The organism is Acidiferrobacter thiooxydans (assembly GCF_003333315.1).
Lineage (GTDB): Bacteria > Pseudomonadota > Gammaproteobacteria > Acidiferrobacterales > Acidiferrobacteraceae > Acidiferrobacter > Acidiferrobacter thiooxydans.
In genome coordinates this window covers 1647145-1665805 of record NZ_PSYR01000002.1, presented here as the reverse complement: position 1 = coordinate 1665805, position 18661 = coordinate 1647145, and the positions used below count along the sequence as shown (strand labels likewise).

The 18661-nt window shown below is 65.4% G+C and carries 12 protein-coding genes; 2 read left to right on the top strand and 10 right to left on the bottom strand.

The genetic code is table 11. The features are described from left to right. Positions 1–75 precede the first annotated feature (75 nt). A complete protein-coding gene (locus tag C4900_RS15100) occupies positions 76–516 on the top strand; it encodes a hypothetical protein (protein WP_065969758.1) in 441 nt (146 codons plus the stop codon). A 458-nt stretch (positions 517–974) separates the two neighbouring features. Here C4900_RS15100 and prmB read toward each other — a convergent pair whose 3' ends face one another. The 4 genes from prmB to rpmE form a co-directional block, all read right to left on the bottom strand. Then, positions 975–1868 (bottom strand): 50S ribosomal protein L3 N(5)-glutamine methyltransferase, encoded by an 894-nt coding sequence (gene prmB / locus C4900_RS15095; protein WP_065969756.1) that lies wholly within the window; start codon positions 1866–1868, stop codon positions 975–977. After that, positions 1868–2218: a hypothetical protein gene (locus tag C4900_RS15090; RefSeq protein WP_141689238.1), complete on the bottom strand. Its 351-nt coding sequence runs from the start codon at positions 2216–2218 to the stop codon at positions 1868–1870. Before C4900_RS15090 ends, prmB begins: the two co-directional genes overlap by 1 nt. Positions 2219–2822: 604 nt before the next feature. Then, on the bottom strand, positions 2823–4085 hold the full coding sequence (locus C4900_RS15085; protein ID WP_114283390.1) for a malic enzyme-like NAD(P)-binding protein: 1263 nt from the start codon (positions 4083–4085) through the stop codon (positions 2823–2825). A 13-nt stretch (positions 4086–4098) separates the two neighbouring features. Next, positions 4099–4308, bottom strand: a complete 210-nt coding sequence (rpmE, locus tag C4900_RS15080; protein WP_065969764.1) for a 50S ribosomal protein L31 — start codon at positions 4306–4308, stop codon at positions 4099–4101. 331 nt (positions 4309–4639) lie between these two features. On the opposite strand from rpmE, the gene C4900_RS15075 reads away from it, so the two are divergent. Then, positions 4640–6472, top strand: coding sequence for a glycoside hydrolase family 15 protein (locus C4900_RS15075; RefSeq protein ID WP_065969750.1), 1833 nt, complete (start codon positions 4640–4642; stop codon positions 6470–6472). On the opposite strand, the gene C4900_RS15070 is transcribed toward C4900_RS15075, so the two are convergent. The 6 genes from C4900_RS15070 to C4900_RS15045 all read right to left on the bottom strand — a co-directional run bounded on the left by C4900_RS15070 (position 6473) and on the right by C4900_RS15045 (position 17723). Beyond that, positions 6473–7816 carry a four-carbon acid sugar kinase family protein gene (locus C4900_RS15070; protein ID WP_114283389.1) on the bottom strand — a complete coding sequence of 448 codons (1344 nt, stop codon included), beginning with the start codon at positions 7814–7816 and terminating at the stop codon, positions 6473–6475. Beyond that, entirely contained in the window at positions 7809–10031 is a 2223-nt protein-coding gene (locus tag C4900_RS15065; protein ID WP_114283387.1) for a phosphoketolase family protein, read from the bottom strand. Before C4900_RS15065 ends, C4900_RS15070 begins: the two co-directional genes overlap by 8 nt. Before the next feature lie 157 nt (positions 10032–10188). Continuing rightward, a complete protein-coding gene (locus C4900_RS15060) occupies positions 10189–11271 on the bottom strand; it encodes a substrate-binding domain-containing protein (RefSeq protein ID WP_083995727.1) in 1083 nt (360 codons plus the stop codon). 30 nt (positions 11272–11301) lie between these two features. Beyond that, the gene (locus tag C4900_RS15055) at positions 11302–12225 is read right to left on the bottom strand and encodes a PhnD/SsuA/transferrin family substrate-binding protein (protein ID WP_141689237.1); all 924 of its coding nucleotides are present in this window, start codon (positions 12223–12225) and stop codon (positions 11302–11304) included. Positions 12226–12847: 622 nt separating this feature from the next. Beyond that, positions 12848–13999 (bottom strand): DNA polymerase IV, encoded by a 1152-nt coding sequence (gene dinB, locus C4900_RS15050; RefSeq protein WP_065969741.1) that lies wholly within the window; start codon positions 13997–13999, stop codon positions 12848–12850. Positions 14000–14864: 865 nt separating this feature from the next. Continuing rightward, on the bottom strand, positions 14865–17723 hold the full coding sequence (locus C4900_RS15045; protein WP_170132566.1) for a UvrD-helicase domain-containing protein: 2859 nt from the start codon (positions 17721–17723) through the stop codon (positions 14865–14867). Between the last annotated feature and the right edge of the window lie 938 nt (positions 17724–18661).

The window sequence follows — 18661 nt, the reverse complement described above, 5'->3', positions numbered from 1 at the left end:
CGGCATCCGCCAGCGGACTTGACAGGGACGCGATGCCGGCCCCTAATCCCGTATGTCTCCCCCTGGTGATGAGATATGGTGACAGCGAAACGCATGGTTTTTGGTGTCGGCGCCTTGGCGTGGGCCGCGGTATCGGCGGCCCAGCCGCCACGCATAGCCCCTGGTGAATGGCGGATGACCGCGGACACGCCGGCCGGCCCGATGCATTACTCGACCTGCCTCAAGGGTGGGCGCATAACCCCGCAAAAGATCCTGCGCAACGAAGGTAACCGCTGTCGCATGGCCGGACCGGTGGCCATTCAGGGTACGGTGGTGACGGTGAGCGAGGTCTGTCACATCGCTCAGGCAGGGGGGCAGGAGGGGATCCGCGTCCATGTATCGGCACGCCTGCACCTCGGTCCCGGGGGCCGCAGCTTCTCGGGCCGCACGAACGCGATCATCACGACGCGATTCGGCAACGTGACCGAACACCAGCGCATCCAGGGCGTACGCACGGGGAGCTGCACGGGCGGTTGATGGCCCCGGGGCCGTTGGTGCAGGCCTGCGGCCGCTGCCTTCCACGAACCTGCGCCAGATCCGGGTCACAAGCGCTCGCGGCCCGTCTTATGCCCCGCCCCTTCGGGGTGGCAGCAAGGCATGGCCGCGGGCCTGGAGGCGCGGACAGGCATCGAACCATTCGACCCTCTTTTATAGAATGGCGCGGGAATACCCGTCCCCTTCAAGGGGTGGAATGAAGGCGCGGCCGCCCCGAAAGGGTGGTTATTTTTCCCCTGGTATTCCCGGATGTCACGAGGCGAGTGGGTGGCCGCACGGCTTTGCGTGGCGTCTCTCATTCCCTGCCGTCTGTCATCGCCAAAGCGGCCATGTTGGGCGGGCATCGATGGGGCGAGACCCGCGAGCGGGCCATCCACGCCTGGGGGCGCGGCGCAAGGTCGGGGCCGTGAGCGAGCCCGGTTGCTTGCAATACTCGGGCATCAGTCGCCTGTCCAGCCGTCGAGATCTTCCCGATGCCAGTAACCCACGCACTCGTCATTGGCGGAGGCCAGCCACAAGAATGGCTGCTCGGGAAAGCGTGCCTCGAGCGTCGCCCGGCTCGCCCCGACCTCCAACACCAGACGTCCATCGTCGGTGAGGTGTTCGGGGGCCTCGCGCAGTAGGGGCAGGATCAGGTCGAGTCCATCGGCCCCGCCCGCGAGCGCCAACGCGGGCTCGTTACGGTATTCGCGGGGCAGGGCCGCCATCTCCGCCTCGGACACATACGGAGGGTTGCTCAGTATGAGGTCATAGCGCCGCCCTTTGAGATTACTGAAAAGATCGGAGGCGATGAGACGTACACGATCGGCCATGCCGTGCAGGCGCAGGTTGCGTGCCGCGACCCTGAGGGCGTCCTCGGAGATGTCGACTGCGTCCACTCGTGCCCCCGGAAACGCCCGCGCCGCGGCCATCGCGATCGCGCCGCTCCCTGTGCAGAGGTCGAGTATGGAGGTGATATCGGGATCAGCGAGCGGCGAGCCACCCTGTTCGGGCAGGAACTCACCGATCAAGGAGCGCGGTACGATGACGCGCCGATCAACGATGTAGCGATGTCCCGCGAACCACGCCTCGCCGAGGAGGTAGGCGAGCGGTTGGCGGGTGCGGATGCGCGCTGCCAAAAGCGCGCGGATGCGCGACACGGCCGCGCGCCCGAGGATCGTGCCAAGCCGTCCGGTGAGCGCGTCGGGGGCAATCCTCATGGCCCCCGCCACCAGCCAGGCGGCCTCGTCGCGGGCATCTTCGGTGCCATGTCCGAAGACTACGCGCGCCGCCTTCAGTCGACGTTCCACGAACAGGATATGGTCGCGGACGGTCCGTGGTGCGCCGTAGGCCATCAACCGGCCTCGCACTCGGCGTGCCCGGTGTTACCCGGCCGGCGCCATCGTGGCGGCCCCGCGACATGCAACCGCGACGCGCCGGCCGGTTCGCCGTTGCAGGTGTCGATGACGGCGGCGCCGTCGATCGCGGCGCCGGATTCCCCATCGAGCCAGCAGACGCCGGACGGGATACGATGATGGTTGCGCGCGACGGCATCGATCATGGCGGCCGTTACCATCCCTGGGGCGCCCTGGGGGCTGCCCGTGTTTTTCAGGGCCAGGATCCGCGCACCGCTCTTGCAGGCGTGCCTTGCGATTCGCGCCATGGCCGCCTCGTTCAGGGGCTCGCCCGCCCGAATGGCGCTCATGGCGGGGTAGCGTGGCAACGGGATCACGGTATGCTCGCGCCCGGCGTGCGCATGTCACGAGCCGACTGCCTGGATTCGCGGGCGATGGAGGCCGTCATGCGTGGTCCGTCCAGCACCTCAAAGGGTCCGATCACCTGTTGGCGCGGCCGGCCGTTTTGTGGCCACGCGAGCTGCGCCCGCACACCCATGGGGTCTGCCAAGCGGTCTTATAGGAGACGTCCTGCCACTTCGCCAATGCGCTCAATTCCATCCGAAATACGTTAGCGCATACGGCTCTGCATGGCTATAGGAGCGCTGCCGATTTCCGCCCCATGTCTCGCTATTAGTCCCCGAGTTCCCGGAGATCGGTGGGGGAGGAATGGGCGCATCCCGCGCGATCGGAAAGCCTGTTTCGGGCATGGCCGATTGGCCACCCTCCCGCTTCGATGCCATCCCGGGCGGTCTTGAGCAGGCCGTCTCCCGGCGATCATGCCCGCGCCGGAGGTCGTATTCATCCGGTCGTCGGCCTTCGACACGTGACGGGCGTGCGGACGCATGCGATGCAGAACCGGATACGGTGGGGGTGGCCAGGGTGCCTACGGAGGGCGAACGCCGGATGGGCGCGTCAGGCCGATGGCGCCGGTCGCGGCGGATAGTGCGCAGGGTAGGGGGCCTGTGCCACGCCGGTATCGACGGCGGCGGCGGCCACGGCGGCTGGCACCCATTCGCGCAGGCGCCCATCGAGCGGTTTGGGGATGAAGTAATCCGGCCCGAATTCCAGGTGATCGAGGCCGTAGGCCCGCAACACCTCGCGCGGGATCGGCTGCTTGGCGAGCGCGCTCAGGGCATGTACCGCACCAAGTTGCATGGCCTGATTGATCTGCCGGGCACGTACGTCCAGCGCCCCACGGAATATGAACGGGAAGCCCAGGACATTGTTGACCTGGTTGGGATAATCGGAGCGGCCGGTGGCCATGACCAGATCGCCGCGCGCGGCGTGAGCCACCTCGGGCAGGATCTCCGGGACGGGATTGGCGAGCGCGAACACGACAGGGCGCGGGGCCATGGCGCGTATCATCTGGGCGTCCACGAGGTCGGCGGCCGCGACCCCGATGAACACATCGGCGCCATTCATGGCCTCGGCCAGCGTCCGCAGCGGGGTGGTGTGGGCGAATGGCTGTTTGTAGCGATTCAGATCGGTGCGTTCGCTATGGACCACGCCGCGACTGTCGACCAGGATCATGTTCTCCACCGCCGCCCCGAGGCTCATCAGCAGATGCAGGGAGGTCAGGCCGGCGGCCCCGGCGCCGAGACATACGATACGGGCGGTCTTCAGGGATTTGCCCTGGAGTTCGAGGGCGTTTAACAGGCCGGCGCACACGATCACCGCGGTGCCGTGCTGGTCGTCGTGGAAGACCGGGATCGACAGGCGCTCGCTCAAGGCCTTTTCAATGGCAAAGCACGCGGGCGCGGCGATATCCTCAAGATTGATGCCCCCGAAGGTCGGTTCGAGGGCCGCGACGACCTCGATGAACTGTTCGGCGGATGACGCCTTGATCTCGAGATCGAAGACATCGATGTCGGCAAACCGTTTAAATAGCACGGCCTTGCCTTCGAGGACCGGCTTGGACGCGAGCGGCCCGACGTTGCCAAGCCCCAGGACCGCGGTCCCGTCGCTGACCACCGCCACGAGATTGCCCTTGGCGGTGTAACGGTACGCGTCCTCCGGGCTTGCCGCGATCGCGCGCACCGGCTCCGCCACCCCCGGCGTATAGGCCAGCGCCAAGTCGCCCTGCGTATTGCACGGCTTGGTGGGCTGGATGGCGATCTTCCCCGCGGGACTCGTGGCGTGATACGCGAGCGCTGCTTCCCGTGTCTTCTCCGTCATACCGGGATCGCGTCTATTTGCCGCGCAGACCGTACTTTTGGCGGAACTTCTCGACACGTCCCGTGCTGTCTACGATCTTTTGCTTCCCCGTGTAAAACGGATGGCAGACCGAGCAGACCTCGACGGCGAGGTCGTGACCGAGCGTGGAGCCGGTCTTGAACGTGTTCCCACAGGCACACGTTACCGTGATGGTATGGTATTCCGGATGGATATCGGCTTTCATGATGCGCCTCGGCAAGGGCGTTATGCGGATGCAAAGACCGGGCACTATAAGGAAAATGGGGCGCGCGCGCAAGTCCAGGGGCCTGGGCGAGACGCTCGTCGCATGCGCCCCATTTTCCGATGCGAGCCACGGGCAGGCGGGCCCGACCCCGCAGGGGAGGACGCCATACGATTTTGGACATGGTGTGTCTCCTGGCGTTGGCGCGTGGCCGCGGAAACCCAGCGGCCCGGCGCGTGGTTTCCCCCCGGACGGATACCGGCGCCGGTTCGCCTGTTCGTATGATGGGGTGATCGCGACCCGTTGCGGCTTTTGTCGACCCAGGGAGTCTGCCGTGAGCGCCTTGATCGAAGACTACGCTTTGATCGGAAATACCCATACCGCGGCGCTCGTCGGGCGCAACGGATCCATCGATTGGCTATGCCTCCCGACCTTCAGCTCACCCGCGTGCTTTGCAGGACTGCTCGGGGATGAGGGCAACGGTCGCTTCCTGCTGGCGCCGGCAGGTGGCCTAAGGCGCGTGGAGCGCGCCTATCGCGAGGACAGCCTGATCCTGGAGACTCGCTTCGAGACCGACGATGGGGTGGTCGAGCTCGTCGATTTCATGCCATCACCGCGTCCCGATGGCATCACCGACATTGTGCGCATCGTGCGCGGGCGTGGCGGGGTCGTGCCCATGCGTCTTGCGCTCACGTTGCGACTGGAATATGGCTCGGTGCTGCCGTGGGTGCAGGTCGAGGATCACAAGCTCCATGCCTTTGCCGGTCCCGACGCGTTCTTTCTGTATGCCCCCATTCCGCTGTCTCGCGAGCACGCCGAGGTGCGTGCCGAGTTCGCGGTGGCCGCCGGCGGTGAAGCGGCCTTTGTGTTGACGCGCGCCGCCTCCTACCGCCCGGAGCCGGCCGGCCGTAATGCTCACGAGGCCCTGGCGCGCACCGAGGCCTTCTGGCGTCGCTGGGGCGCGCGCATGCCAAAGGACGGGCCCTACGCGCCCATGGTCCGTCGCTCGGCGATTACGCTCAAGGCCCTGACCTTCAATCCCACCGGGGGCATCGTGGCGGCGGCCACGGCGTCCCTGCCCGAGAGCCTCGGTGGTCCACGCAACTGGGACTACCGTTTCTGCTGGCTGCGCGACGCGACCTTTACGCTCTACGCCCTGGGCCTGGCCGGTTTTCGTAAGGAGGCGCGCGCCTGGCGGGACTGGTTATGCCGGGCGGTGGGCGGCGAACCGGGACGCATTCAGATCATGTATGGTCTCGGCGGAGAGCGCACGCTGGAGGAGCGCGAGGTGCCGTGGCTTGCGGGCTATGCCGGCAGCCGTCCGGTGCGGTTTGGCAACGCCGCGTATAAGCAATGTCAGATCGATGTTTACGGTGAGGTGATGGATGCCCTGCACCTGAGCCGCGCGCAAGGTTTCCAGGACGACGTGAATAGCTGGGGGATACAGCGAGGGCTCATGGATTTCCTGGAGGGGGGTTGGGATGGCCCGGACTCCGGCCTCTGGGAAGAGCGCAGCGGCCCGCGCCCCCATATCTTCTCCCAGGTGATGGCGTGGGTGGCGGCCGATCGCGCCGTCAAGGCCGTCGAGCGCTTTGGCCGAGAAGGGCCCGCGGATCGTTGGCGCGCGCTACGCGCCCGCATCCACGAACACGTCTGCCGCAAGGGCTATAACGAGAAAAGGCAGGCCTTCGTGCAAAGCTATGATACCGAGAAGCTCGATGCCTCATTGCTCCTGCTCCCGCTCGTGGGCTTTCTGTCCCCGCACGATGAGCGGGTCGTGAATACTGTGCGCGCCATAGAGCGTGAGCTGACCGTCGATGGGTTCGTCAAGCGCTACGAGGCGGACGGCCAGGACGGCCTGCATGCCCCCGAGGGCGCATTCCTGGCGTGCACCTTCTGGCTCGCGGACAATTATGCGCTCGTGGGCCACAAGGCCAAGGCCGCGGCGATCTTCGAGCGTGTCGCGGGCGTAGCCAATGACGTCGGTCTCCTGGCCGAGGAGTACGACACCAAGAATCGCCGGCTGATCGGCAATTTTCCCCAGGCCTTCTCCCATGTCGGGCTTATCAATACCGCCCACAACCTGCTTGCGGCCGGTCCCGCGCGACACCGCGCCAAGGCCGCCGGCAATCCATTCTGCGGAAACTGGGTGAGCGACGAACTCTGATCAGGCCTGGCCCACCATGCGCCGATAGACGGTCCTCAGGGCTTGGGCGTCTCCGACATTGCCGGGAAAGATCACGACCGGCATGCCCGGGTGGCGCGCATGCGTTTTCGGGCAACACACCACCGAGCACCCTGGCAGGATCTGGCCCACGACCTCACAGGTCCCCAGCATAAGCCCTGTGCTCAGGACGTCGTTGGACGTGATGCCACCCTTGCTGATCAGAAATCCCGTGGTCTTGGGCAAGGCCTGGACAATACGCATCAGAAACGCCGAGACCGCGGCCCCGAAGCGCAGGCGCTGGTCGCTATCGGCGAATTGACGCTCCGAGCGGCTGGTGAACAGGACGGCGGTCTGACCCGCGGCGTGCGCGGCGGCGATCCCGGCGAGGACGTGATCGCGCAAGGCCGTGCCATCCGCCTCCTGTGCCCGGTCGACGTCGATCTCGATTGCCGCGACCGTCGGTTCGCGCAAAAGTATGGCGAGTTGCTCGGTGGTCTTGCGCACATGGGAGCCTACCAGCACGACCCCCACGGGGCCCTGGGCGTAACCGGACATCGCCTCCGGCAGTACTGGCTGCGCCGGGAGATTCGCAAGTGACGTCAGAAGGCTTGCCGCGCTGCGGAATAGAAAGCGCCGTCCGGCATCGACCGCGTCGTAGATGTCGCGGGCGAAGCGGTCGAGGTCGCTTTGCTGTACGGCATCCACCACGCAACAGCTGTTGTTGGCCAGTGTCTGGAGGCGTGCGCCGCAACCTGCGCGTACGTCCGACAGCGAAAACAGCTGCACATCGGTCGCGGCGATCCGACCCGCCGTCTTCTCCGCCACATATTCGCGCAGGTCGCTATTGCGGTAGCCGAAAACCGTGTCGCGTGCGAATTCGGTCTCATGGACCGGCACCGGGGTGCCATCGATGACAAGATAGTGCCGGCCGGCCCGCGTCACCCGCCCGCCCTCGAAGAATGCCGGGATCAGAAAGTGCGCATCGAAGGGACCCAGCTCTTCGGCCATGACATCGGTCTCGACCGGATAATGGCCGCGCAGGGTCGAGTCCGAGCGGCTGACAAAGATCGGCCGTATCACCACCCCCTCCGAAGACAGCTCGGCGAGCGCGGCGCGCAGATTCCGGCATACCGTGCGCACGATCCAGGCGGCCTCCCCGGCGCCCATGCCGCGGGTGTTGGTGAGGATGAAGAAAAGCGGCCCCGGGGCGCATAGCGCGGCCTTCAGGGCGGCCGTGTCCCAGCGCGTCAGCAGTAGACAGGAGTGTACGGTCTGCGATCCGGTCGGATCGTCGTCCAGAACGATGACCTTGTGCCCTGCGCCGCGTGCGCTCACGCTACTCATCCATCGCCAGAACCCGGGCGACGATGGTGTCGGCATCGAGGCCATTCAGGTTCAGGAGCTCGCTTGGGCTGGCGGTCGTGTCGCCACGTCTCCAGGCCAGGGTCGCGCGCAACGGGGCCTTTGCCCGCACCAATACCGGCTCCAGCGGCCCCGAGGGTCCGCCGCTTATCGCCACGATCCGGTCGCCGTCAAACAGGCGCCCGAACTCCTGGTCGCCCATGAACGACAGATCGGGCTCGGCCACGGTCTCGGCGGCGACATCACGGGCCTGGTAGAGTTGCCGGGGGTTCACGAGCGCCACGATGCGTACCCCGAAACCCTCGGCCTCCAGACGCTCCTTGGCGGCAAACACCGACAACAGCACCATGTCGCCGGCCACCGCCAACACCACCCGGCCGCGCCGGCCATCGGCGCCCTCGTAAAGGATCGCCGCGCCCTCGCGTACCGCCCGGCGTGCAGCCTCCATCGTCATATGGATCGGCAACGGGCTTTTCGAGGCGATGATCACCATGCCCTTGTTCCAGCTCGTAGCGGCGTATTCATACGCGGCCTGCGCGGCATTGGCGTCCGGCGGAAACAACAGATAGACGTTGCCGTTGCGCATCTGCGCGGCGATGTAGTTCTCGATCTCCGGGCGTTGATGGGTCCAGCCGTTGCGTCCCTGCTCGAGGGCCCCGGCGGTGAACAGGCCGACGACCGACGGGGTGCGCCGGCGCAGTTCGGCCATCGCTTGGGTCACGGTCTGAAAGATCGGCCAGCCGTTTATGGCAAAGGATTCGTATGACAGCCATAGGCTGCGGCCTCCGAAGAGCGCGAGCCCGGCCGCAAGCCCGGCGCATGCGTCCTCGCTCAAGGGCTCGTAGACCTGCCCGCTGGGCTCCTGGTTATAGAGGGGGTCGGCGGTCGGGTGGCGGATCTTCAGGGCATCATTGATGTTCTTGAGTCCGGAGGCCTCGTTGCCGTCGGCGTTAGTCACGACGAACCGGCGGTCCTTGCCGCCAAGCCAGGCCACCAGGGCACCGACCGCGGTGGACGGCACGGCCTTCTCAGTCGCAGCGTATTCGTGGAGCGGGAAGGCCCCGAGGTCGGCGAGCTCCAGGGTCGTCTCGGTCACCATGGTCTTGGCTGCGGGCCCGCCACCGGCGCGCGCGAAATTCTCGCGCACCAACGCCCAGGCCGCAGGGCTCAGGGCGCGCGCGGCAAGTGCCGCTTCGATCTGCGGCTTGTCGAGTGTGTCGCCCGGATAGAGGTTATGGGACTTCGCCCCGTGCGCATGCACGCCCGCGCCCTTCAATTGCTTTAGGATGAACGCCGTGAGCGTGCCGTCGAGCGCGCTACGCGCGGCCACGTCGGCGGCCTCGAGTACGGCCTGGACGAATGCCAGGCGGCGCGCGAACGAGAAGCGCGTCGAATCCACATAATCCCCGGCCTGGCCCGCGTCGTCGAAGTCCTTGGCATCCACGAGCACCACGCGCTCGAAGCCGTGGGCCTCGAAATAGCGACGCATACCCTCGTTGGACAGGCGCGACACCATGGAGTGGTGTTCCTGGCTAAAGCCGTTCCAGATGAGTGTCGGCAAGAAATTCGTGGTGCCCGGGTAGCTCGTATGGAAGTGCTTGATGGCGCTCAGCACATAGGGCTCGCCGAGCCCCCCATCACCTATGGTCAGCGGGAACAGGACGCCTGGGTGCAGCAGGGCGCCGGCCATGGCGAAGTGCTGGCCCTGACCCAGAGGCCCGGCCGGCGCCAGTATCCCGGGTATCGCCCCGGACAAGTGTCCGAGCAGACCGTGCTGTTCCCTAAAACGCGCCATGAGGTCGGTCATGGTATGGATGCCGAGCCCCTCCAGAGATCCGTCCAGGAACATGGCGCTGTAGAAGCCGGGGGCATGATGGCCGACCTCGGTCACGATGTGCGTGTGGCCGAGCATGACCAGGGCGGCGTAGGCCTCGGCGCTCGAGGCAAACCCCCCGGGGTGGCCGGAGGCCTTGGAGGCGCACATCTGAAGGGTCACATAGCGCAGCGCGTCGGCCATCAGCAGGGTCTGGTAGGCGGCATCCGGGGAGCGTGTATCGCTTATCGCCCGGGCCTTGTCGGCAATCGCCGGGTGTGAGCCATGGGTGTCGAAGTCGGGCCACGGCTCGCCGAAGGAATGCATGCCGGCGCAGAAATCCGGGGCACCGGCGTTGGGCGAGGAAGCGCTCTTTGTGGTCATGGGCAGTCTCGAGCCTTGAAGGGAACCTGCTACTTTAAGGAGAGACGAGGCGCGAGGCAAGGCGGATGCGCCCGCAAAAAAGGCGCGCACACGGCTTTATGCCACATGCGCGCCCCGGCTTGATGGACGGCCACGCCGTCCCTCCCATCCGCTCCTCTTACGGGCGACGCAGACCGTCGTGCTCGAGGATGCGTGTGAAGGCCGGCGACTCCAGGGTCTTTATGAAGTCATGCCGAGCCCTGCGTTGGCGGGCCGTGAAATGCCCCTTCACCCTTATGAGGTAGGTGGTGTCGATCTGGTTGCCTGGCAGCGGGCGCGGATGCGAGACCGTGCCGCCCAGCGGGACGATGGTAAAGAGGTGCGGGAACACCGCCTTCGTGTATTTGCCGAGCTGATACATGATCACCGCTACGTTGGCCTTGCCATAGGCCACAGACCACGGCTCGTCGCGATGGTGTATGCGTGCCCCGATCAGCCACTTGTCCTTGATATGGCTGTTGAAGATGGCGTTGAACAGGCGATTGGCCGTCCAACCCTTCGGCGGGTGCGGATCGTGCTTGGCGATCTGATAGATCGTCCCGGCGTAGTTCAGGAATGCGCCCGGCTCATTATAGGGATTTGGTGTAATGAGATGCACGTTCGGACGCGCCAGATCCCAGACGCTGTGAATATGCAGGGGATTGCCGTATTTGACGAGCAGGACGTTGCCGCGACTCTTCATGAGCGCGATCGGCTTACCTTCCGTGAAGCCATGGGCCTCAAGCTTACGGATGAGACGCGGCGCCGCGATCGCGACCTCCGGGCGGCAATGCAGGTAGAAGTTGCCAAAGCTCAGGTCGTCATGATGCATAAGCTGGGGAAAGGCGATCGGCGGGCTGGTGGTGTAGTACCAGCTGCGGATGGTCTTTCCGTAGCGCGGCAGAAGAACCGTGCGCCACAGCGTGTTGAGGGCCATGTGGTAATTCCCCTCGGTGGACACGACGAGATCGACCTTGCGGCACGCGCCCCGCTCGATGCTCCCATGCAGATCGAAGAGGAGGTCGGCATCCGGATCCGTCAGATCGGCCGCCGCCGGCTTGGCGTTGCGTGGCCACATGAGCACCTTCGGGGCGTCGACCACGGGGTGCCCATGGATCGCGGGTGCCCCGGGAATTTGCGGTATGCCTTTCGCATATGCGCCGGCCGTGGTGGTGGCCAACATTGCCGCTCCCAGGAGAGACATCCATTTTTTATTTGTCATTTTTCATCCTTTCCGTGAAGATTTGCATACTCAGGGCGCGGCCTGTTGAGCGACCGCGAACCCTTCGCGTTTGGCGTCTTGTCTGAGATATCGATCGATGCCGGTGGCGTAAACCGTACCCCATTGCGCATTAAGACCCACATCGACATTTCTGTATTGGCGGGCTTGCCCGGCGACCAGGCGGCGACCATGCGAGAAACGTTTGCGCAACCGCATCATGGCCTTTTCCCCAGACGGACTCAAGAGCGCGCGGACGATCTCGCGGCGCACGGGTCCGGGGATCTTTCGGCTTATGGTGAAGCCTTGGTTGGGGTAGTGGCGGCTCCGCCTCAGGATCGTCACTTTATTATGGCTGGGGTCCAGGTAGTGGAGCGTGAGCCGCGGGCCGATACCAAGCGTGCACTGATGATCCGTCACCGCCTTAAAGATCCTCTTCCATCCATGCATGTTGCGGATGTAGGGCTGGCGCGCAGGGTTGGGAAACAGGCTTGTCACCCATAGCGTCCCGAAGTTCGGGACGGGCGGGGCACACAGTGTTGCGCCCGTGGCCGCCCCCGCCACCGTCTTCACGGACGACCCCTTCCAGGTATAGAGGCGCCAGTCCTGGGTTTGCGGGACGCGTGGCCCCAGGGTCTGATGGAGGTAGTGGAGCCGCCAGGCGATGAACTGTGGGCCATCGAAGTAGATGTCCGCGCGATCCTTCCATATCCAGAGTTCGTAGGTAAGCCAGCCGTTGGGGTGTCGATAGACCACGGGATGGTGAAGCACCTTGGTGAGGAAGGCTGCCACCGGGCCATAGTCGCGTTGGCCGCGGGCCGCGGTCTCGCGGGGGGCCGCCACCAGGACATAGGGCTTCGTGGGCGCGACCGCGGCCTGCGTGCCAGACCAGGGCGCCAGCACCCCCGCCACCGATGTGAGCGCACACAGCATTATTCGCGACCGTCTATGTTCCATATCATCTCCTCATCTCCTTGCCATGGTTTATGTCTATTGCCCGAAGGCCCATCGTGACCCAACCTTAGCAGGAATTGACCAAACGGCCAGGGCCCGCCCGCCGTAGGCTATACGCGAAGGTCACGACGGCGACGGCCGCAGCTCGGGGCGTGTCGATAGGCGGCGACCTGGACATCCTTCACCCGCGATCACCATCAACTTATTTGCCGTGGGCCTCGGGATGACGGCTTCGTCCAACGGGTCCGCTCCCGCCTGGCGCAGGCGGGAGCGGCGCGCCGATAGCCCCTCTTGCGCCAGCGAGTGCACCCAGGCGGCCTGCCCTACGGTGGGCAGCGCGCCGCGCGAGGCATCGCCTGGGATGCACAGCCCCTACCCCTCTCACTACGATCGCGACCCGACACCGCAGGCGTGCCGCCCCCCACCGACGCCCTTAAGGCCGGCGCCATTGCCCCTCACGCCCAAGGCCCTGTGTGGGTACTGGACGCGGATCCCCAGGGGTCTCCTTTAAGCGCCGTGCGCTACCCGGCCATCGCCGACCCCCTGGCGGGCCTAGGACCCGCCCCGCCTTGCCGTTTGGCGGCCCGGCCGGACTTGGGGTGGGCTCCGAGCCCACCCCATCCCGTCACACGCTATTGATACGAGGGTCTTGCTCCCCGAACGGCAGCTCCGCTTGCTGACCGGGCATGGCCGCCCCGGACGGTCCCGAAAGCGAGCCCGCACGCACCCCAAGCAACCGCAAGCGGCGGTCGAGCGCGACCCGGCGCAGGCACTCACGGGCCCCGGCCAGGATATCGTGCGCCCCGCTAACCGGGCGTGGCACCGTCAGGTCGCGCGTTACGGTGTGGAAGTCGGCGTAGCGCAGCTTGATGCCGATGGTGCGCGCCGCCAGATTTTTTCTGGAGAGGTCACCCGCCAGTCGTTCGCACAATTCGACGAGGACTGCCGACAGCCGGGGCCTGTCGGCGCGCGCATCGAGGTCGCGCTCGAAGGTCGTCTCGCGACTCACGGATTTGGTGGCGCTCTCGGTCACCACCGGGCGGTCATCCACGCCATTCGCCGACTCACGTAGCCACAGCGCGAGGCGCGCACCGAAGGTGCGATCGAGGAGGGCCTCGTCGGCCGCCGCCAGTTCCCCAATCGTACGGATGCCAAGGCCATGGAGCCTGGCCGCGGCCTTGGGGCCGATCCCGTTGATCGTTGCGACAGACAGGGGCCACACCCGACGCACGATGTCCTCGGGGCCGAGCAGGGTCAGGCCGTCGGGCTTGTCTAAGTCGGAGGCGATCTTGGCGAGCAGCTTATTGGCGGCAATCCCGAGCGAGCACGAAAGCCCGGTGGCCTCATGGACCGCTTCCTTCAAGCGTCGCCCCAGGGAACGCGAGTCGGAATCGAGGTCCGTCAGGTCGATATAGACCTCATCGATCCCGCGGTTTTCCATGAGCGGCGCGATCTCAACGACGGCGCTCTTGAAAAGCGCTGAGTAATGACGATAGGCCTCGAAGTTCGGTGCCAGCAGCAGTGCGTCCGGGGCCTGGCGCGCGGCCCGCATGAGGCTCATCCCCGAATGCACCCCCAGTGCGCGGGCCTCGTAGGTCGACGTTGTCACCACCCCGCGACCCTCATAGGCGCGTAGCGCCATCGGCGCCGCCCCGCTGCCTCGCCGGCCGCCGACGACCACCGGCAGGCCGCGCAGTTGCGGCTGACGCAACAACTCGACCGACGCGTAGAACGCATCCATGTCGAGGTGTGCGACACGGCGGGGAGGCGCATTCATCCCTCTATGATACAGCGCCATCGCGTCCCGCCGCATCGGGGCGCTTGGCGCAAGGATTCCGGCCTCGATACGCCCGCGCCTCTCCCTCCCGCCCCGCGGGTGCCTGAGATCCGGCACGGCCGGCGCCCGGCATGGCTCGTGATGCCTGCCCCATCGCCGGCCTTGTGCGTCTTGCGAATCCAGGATCAGGGTGCGCGCACAGCGACGCGGAATGATAGTCGTCACGCATCCGACCGGCTCGTGATACGACCGCCCGCGTGAAGTCCGGTGACATTCAGCCAGCGGCGCGCGCCTGCAGACCTTCAAAAGCGTCCCGATGCCGTCATGGCCCCTCGCCAGCAAGCCCGCCACTTCTGTCGCGGGGAGGCAATGCGCTCAATGGCGCGGCCCGCCCGGATCCCCCACAGGGCCAACAGTTCCCCATGGGGAGCCATAAACCCCGGTGGCGCTGTAGCCAGTCCCTATGCGAGTCCCAGTGCCAGCTGTTGGCTACCGCTCCCTGCGACGGGCGCGCTATCGGCCATTCATGATCAGTGCCGCATCGAGATTGGCTGCATTCCCGCGCCCTCCCAGGACAACCGGTCGCACAGGGCCTGCGAGCCGCGACCCTGCGATCCCCAGGTGAATGTCCTCGGATCGGGGCTGTGATCGCTATTGGCCGCCTGTGCGGCTGGCGCCGCCACGCGCCCGCGTGGGCGCGCGCCAGGCACCCGTTACATGTCGGCGCCATCCTCCGTTGAGCGGCCATCGTCGATCCCAAAAAAGAGGTGCTGTTGATCGCCTGGGCCGGAGGGCGTACCGCTTCGCGCACGCCCATCTGCCTGCGACGCCACGGCGGGTCCTGTCTACGAGGGTGGGCCGGCCTCTATCGAGGGCCATCATCGCTCGCCTTTGGCGCGGGATTCGCATCCGGGGGCGATGGCATCTCGGTATGCGGGGCGAGGTCCAGGACCGCCTTGAAGGTGGACCGATACGCCGGCAGATGCGCTTGCAGGAACTCGAGATTATGGGCCTGCGTCCAATGCCGCCACTCACCTTCCCGGTCAGGGTCGCGCAGATAGAGATGGGATTGCAGCAAGTAGACCCCCTGCTGTGCGCGCACAAGAAGCCGGCGGTTATAGGCGTAATCCCGATTGACCTCGTTTCGGGCAAGAAGCCCGGATATATAGGAGCCTTGCTTGCGATTGGGCGGGACGACGATGTCGGGCAATCTGGCCCAGACGCGCTCCAAAAGTCCGCGCCGGAATCCGAGAACCAGACCATAGTCGACTGGTGCGTTGGGGATGAGGGCCCAGAGTGTCTGGAAAAGAAAATACTCGGCCTGGTGCTTCTCGAGACGAACCAGGCGGTCATTGATGCGCAAATCGATGCCAAGGGGCGCAAGAAGGCTCCACAGGGCCGGGAACCCGGCCTGCGCAAATTCCGGATCGGTAAACGCCTCGCGTAACGCGATGTGCGCGGCGTTGCGGCCCAAATGATCGCAACTGTCCCGGCGCGCCCCTTTTTCCAACAGCGCCTCCACAAGCGCCACATTTCCGGCTCGCGCCGCCGCCATAAGGGGTGTCTGGTTCATGGGAGTGCGGTGTTCCAGACCGTAGCGGTCGCAATCATTCCATATTTCATTGAAGTGATGCCGGCTATAACTGGCGAGCCGAGCCTTTACGATCCGGGGCCTTTGCGCGACAAAGTGACGGGCTAAAGAGAACTGTCGCTCCTGGGCCAGGCGCTCAGCGAGCTCCGGGGCATCGTAGAACGCGGCGTACTCAAAGAGCTGCTGGCTCCCTTTGTTGCCCACCGCGCGCTCGACAAAGACCTTTTGGATCAGCGCCTCGACATGGCTCGCGTTGGCGACTGGCCAGGGTGGCGCCTTTGTCTGAAGGATGCTTGCGCGAATAGCCTCGGCCTGTTCCAGTTTCCCTTGCAACTCGAGCTTGCGAGCCTCTTTCTGCCAGTCATCGCGCGACGACGCCGGCACCACGATGGGGGCGGCGGCACGGCCCTGCACATCCAGCAGATTCAGCAGGGGATGGTTGTGGTCGGATTCCACCAAATAGACACTATCCACGGCGCGGGTGATGGCCACATAAAGGGCGTTTACGAAAAACTTGTAGGCATCAAGCGATCGGTCCCCCTTGTCCTTGGTGCGCCGAAACGTCAACGCCTTGCCCCCCAGGTCATCCTTGCGGACCCCTTCGCATAAGGCCGCAAAGGTCGCGCGATGATCGGAAAGAAAACGATAAAGTACGATATGGGGATACTCCAGGCCCTTGGCCTCCTGGACCGAGAACAATAGGGGGGTCGTAAAGATCGCCCGCGCCGCCGCCTTGTCTTCCTCGCGCAAAACCAGTACCGCGTACTGCGTCGACTTCGATATTTGTTGGTTAAGCGCCGAAAGTCCAGGCCTTGCGTCATCCAGGACCTGCACCGCTCCCGCCAGATCCCCTACTGCCTCCACCAAAAAGTTGCTCTCGCGGTCAATGGATCCGAAGCGTTGCTGCTTGATTTCGAGGAGCCGATTGGCGACCTGCGTGACCGTGCGACCATTCCGAAAATTATGCGTGAGCACCTGCAATTCGCGGCCCGCGCTCAGTCGTGAATCCGCCCAGAACAGGCTTTTTATCTGGGCCCAGGAAAAGAAATTGGGATGCACGATCTGGTTGGCGTCGCCCCCGAGCACGAAAGCCTCGGGCTTGCGTAGCGCCGCCAGGACCAACGACAGCTGAATGGCGGTCAGATCCTGGACCTCGTCTATGACGACAAAGTCATAGCGCGGCTGTACCAGAGGTTTCCAGGCGTGGGCCAGCAAATTGAGATCGAAGAACCGATGATCCTTGAGCCACGACTGATAGCGTACAAACACATCGTACGCGGCCTCGCGCTGATCTGCGGCAAAGATGGACTGGCGGATACCGAGCGCCTTGTAGGCCTCGAAATCAAGCACCCCTTCGGCGCGCGCTGTGATGACCCCGCGGATCTCTTCAAAGATCTGATGGGCATCTATCCCCTTGGAGTTTTGGCGAATACGCGCAAACCACGCGCTAAAGTCGCGCCAGCTTGCCTCGCGTCCCTCGGGAATGCGCCAAGTCTCAAGATAGTCTCGGTAGGAGAGAAAGGCCGCCTCCTGTCCCTCGCGCACGAAATCGTGCGCGTAGTAAAGTTCACGCGCATGCTCGGCGAGATAGGCGGAGTGAGTAATGTAGAGCACATCGCCGGGAATGGTCTTCAGCTTTTCCAAAAGCAGGGCAGTCTTGCCGCTGCCGGCGCCGCCGACCAGTATAAGGGGGGCCGGGGCCGCAAAAAGCGCCGCTTGGGTATCATCGAAGGAAAGGGGTTTGTCCAGGACATGGATACTTGTGCGGGTCTTCGGCCAATAACGCAGGGGAGTGGCCTCGCGTCGCGCCTCGGCGGGGTCCGCATCCTGGATCTTTTCCGGAGACACCTCCGCGCCCCGCAGGAAGCGCGATGAGGCGTAGTCGTGCTGGCGTATGACCTCGAGCATGAGAAGAGCGGTCTGTTCGCCGTGCTTTACCAGCGAAAAAAGCAGGCGGTCGGAATCATTGAGTCGCGCCCGGTAGAGCTTGCCGTAGGTGGCATGGCGAAGCTTCTTGACCTGGGCGGAGTGAAAATCCCCTTGCGCCAAGGCCTCGGCGACCTTGGCGTAGGCGCGTTCGAGCCCGCCAGGATCAAAACCCGTGTACATGAGGATCTGTAAGGGTTGGTCCATGGCGCAGGGCCTCCCGCGTGAGATACAGACGCCAGCCAAGCGGTCGCGTCGGCGTACGGGACCTTCCGCCATACTGGCTGCGCACGCCGCAAAAGCGGCGAGGATACCGGCAGCCGATCTACGAACGCAAGACCCGGATCACGGTAGGGTGAGTGCCCACTTCCGGATTCCGCTCGTATATGCGCGGTTTACGCAGGGTCGAGCACCGCCCAAATGAGCGCCCCGAGGTGACTTCGGCCCGGGACTTGGCCGCCTTGCTCGAGACATGCGCCACCGGGGCCGGTTCTTTGAAAGGCTCGGCAAAAGGCGACTAAGGGCCGGCGGGGCCACGGGCCAAACCCGGGGCTTGGGCTATCGCCACAGCTGGTCGTCCCCGGCACGAACCCATAGCTATCAGACCCACGAAGTCGGCGGTGGGGGCTGTGCGCGGCAGCACGCCCCTGGAAGAGCAAGACGCATCGTGGCCGCGACGCTGATGTGACTTGTCCCCGGCGAGTCGTGCGAGGACCGCAGGTTACGGCATACCCTGCCGGGTCTTGCGGGACCCGTGAGGGGCGATGTTTGGGGCGACGCTGTGGTGGGTAAGGGCGGACGCCGGTGCCCCGGCCGGCGCGTGCCTTGTGCCGCCAAAACGGGCCCCACGGTCCCGGCGGTCATAACCGTCGATTCGCTGCGCCGCAGCGGGCGTGCGAATGGGTGCCCCTCAGGCCGCTTCCCGCGTGCGACTTCGGTCCAGACGGGCGGCCACGCTGCCTCCGGGAACGACTGCGTGACAGGCAGGGCCACGCGCGGGCTGGACGTGGCGCCTCGGAGATCGGGCCTGTGCGCCCCGGGTCCCACCAGGGTAGGCGCCCTCGCATGGACGCGCCGGCAGCGCCCCACGACAGCGGCTCTGCGCCGCGATGCGCGCAGAGGGCCTTTATGACCCATCCCGGTGG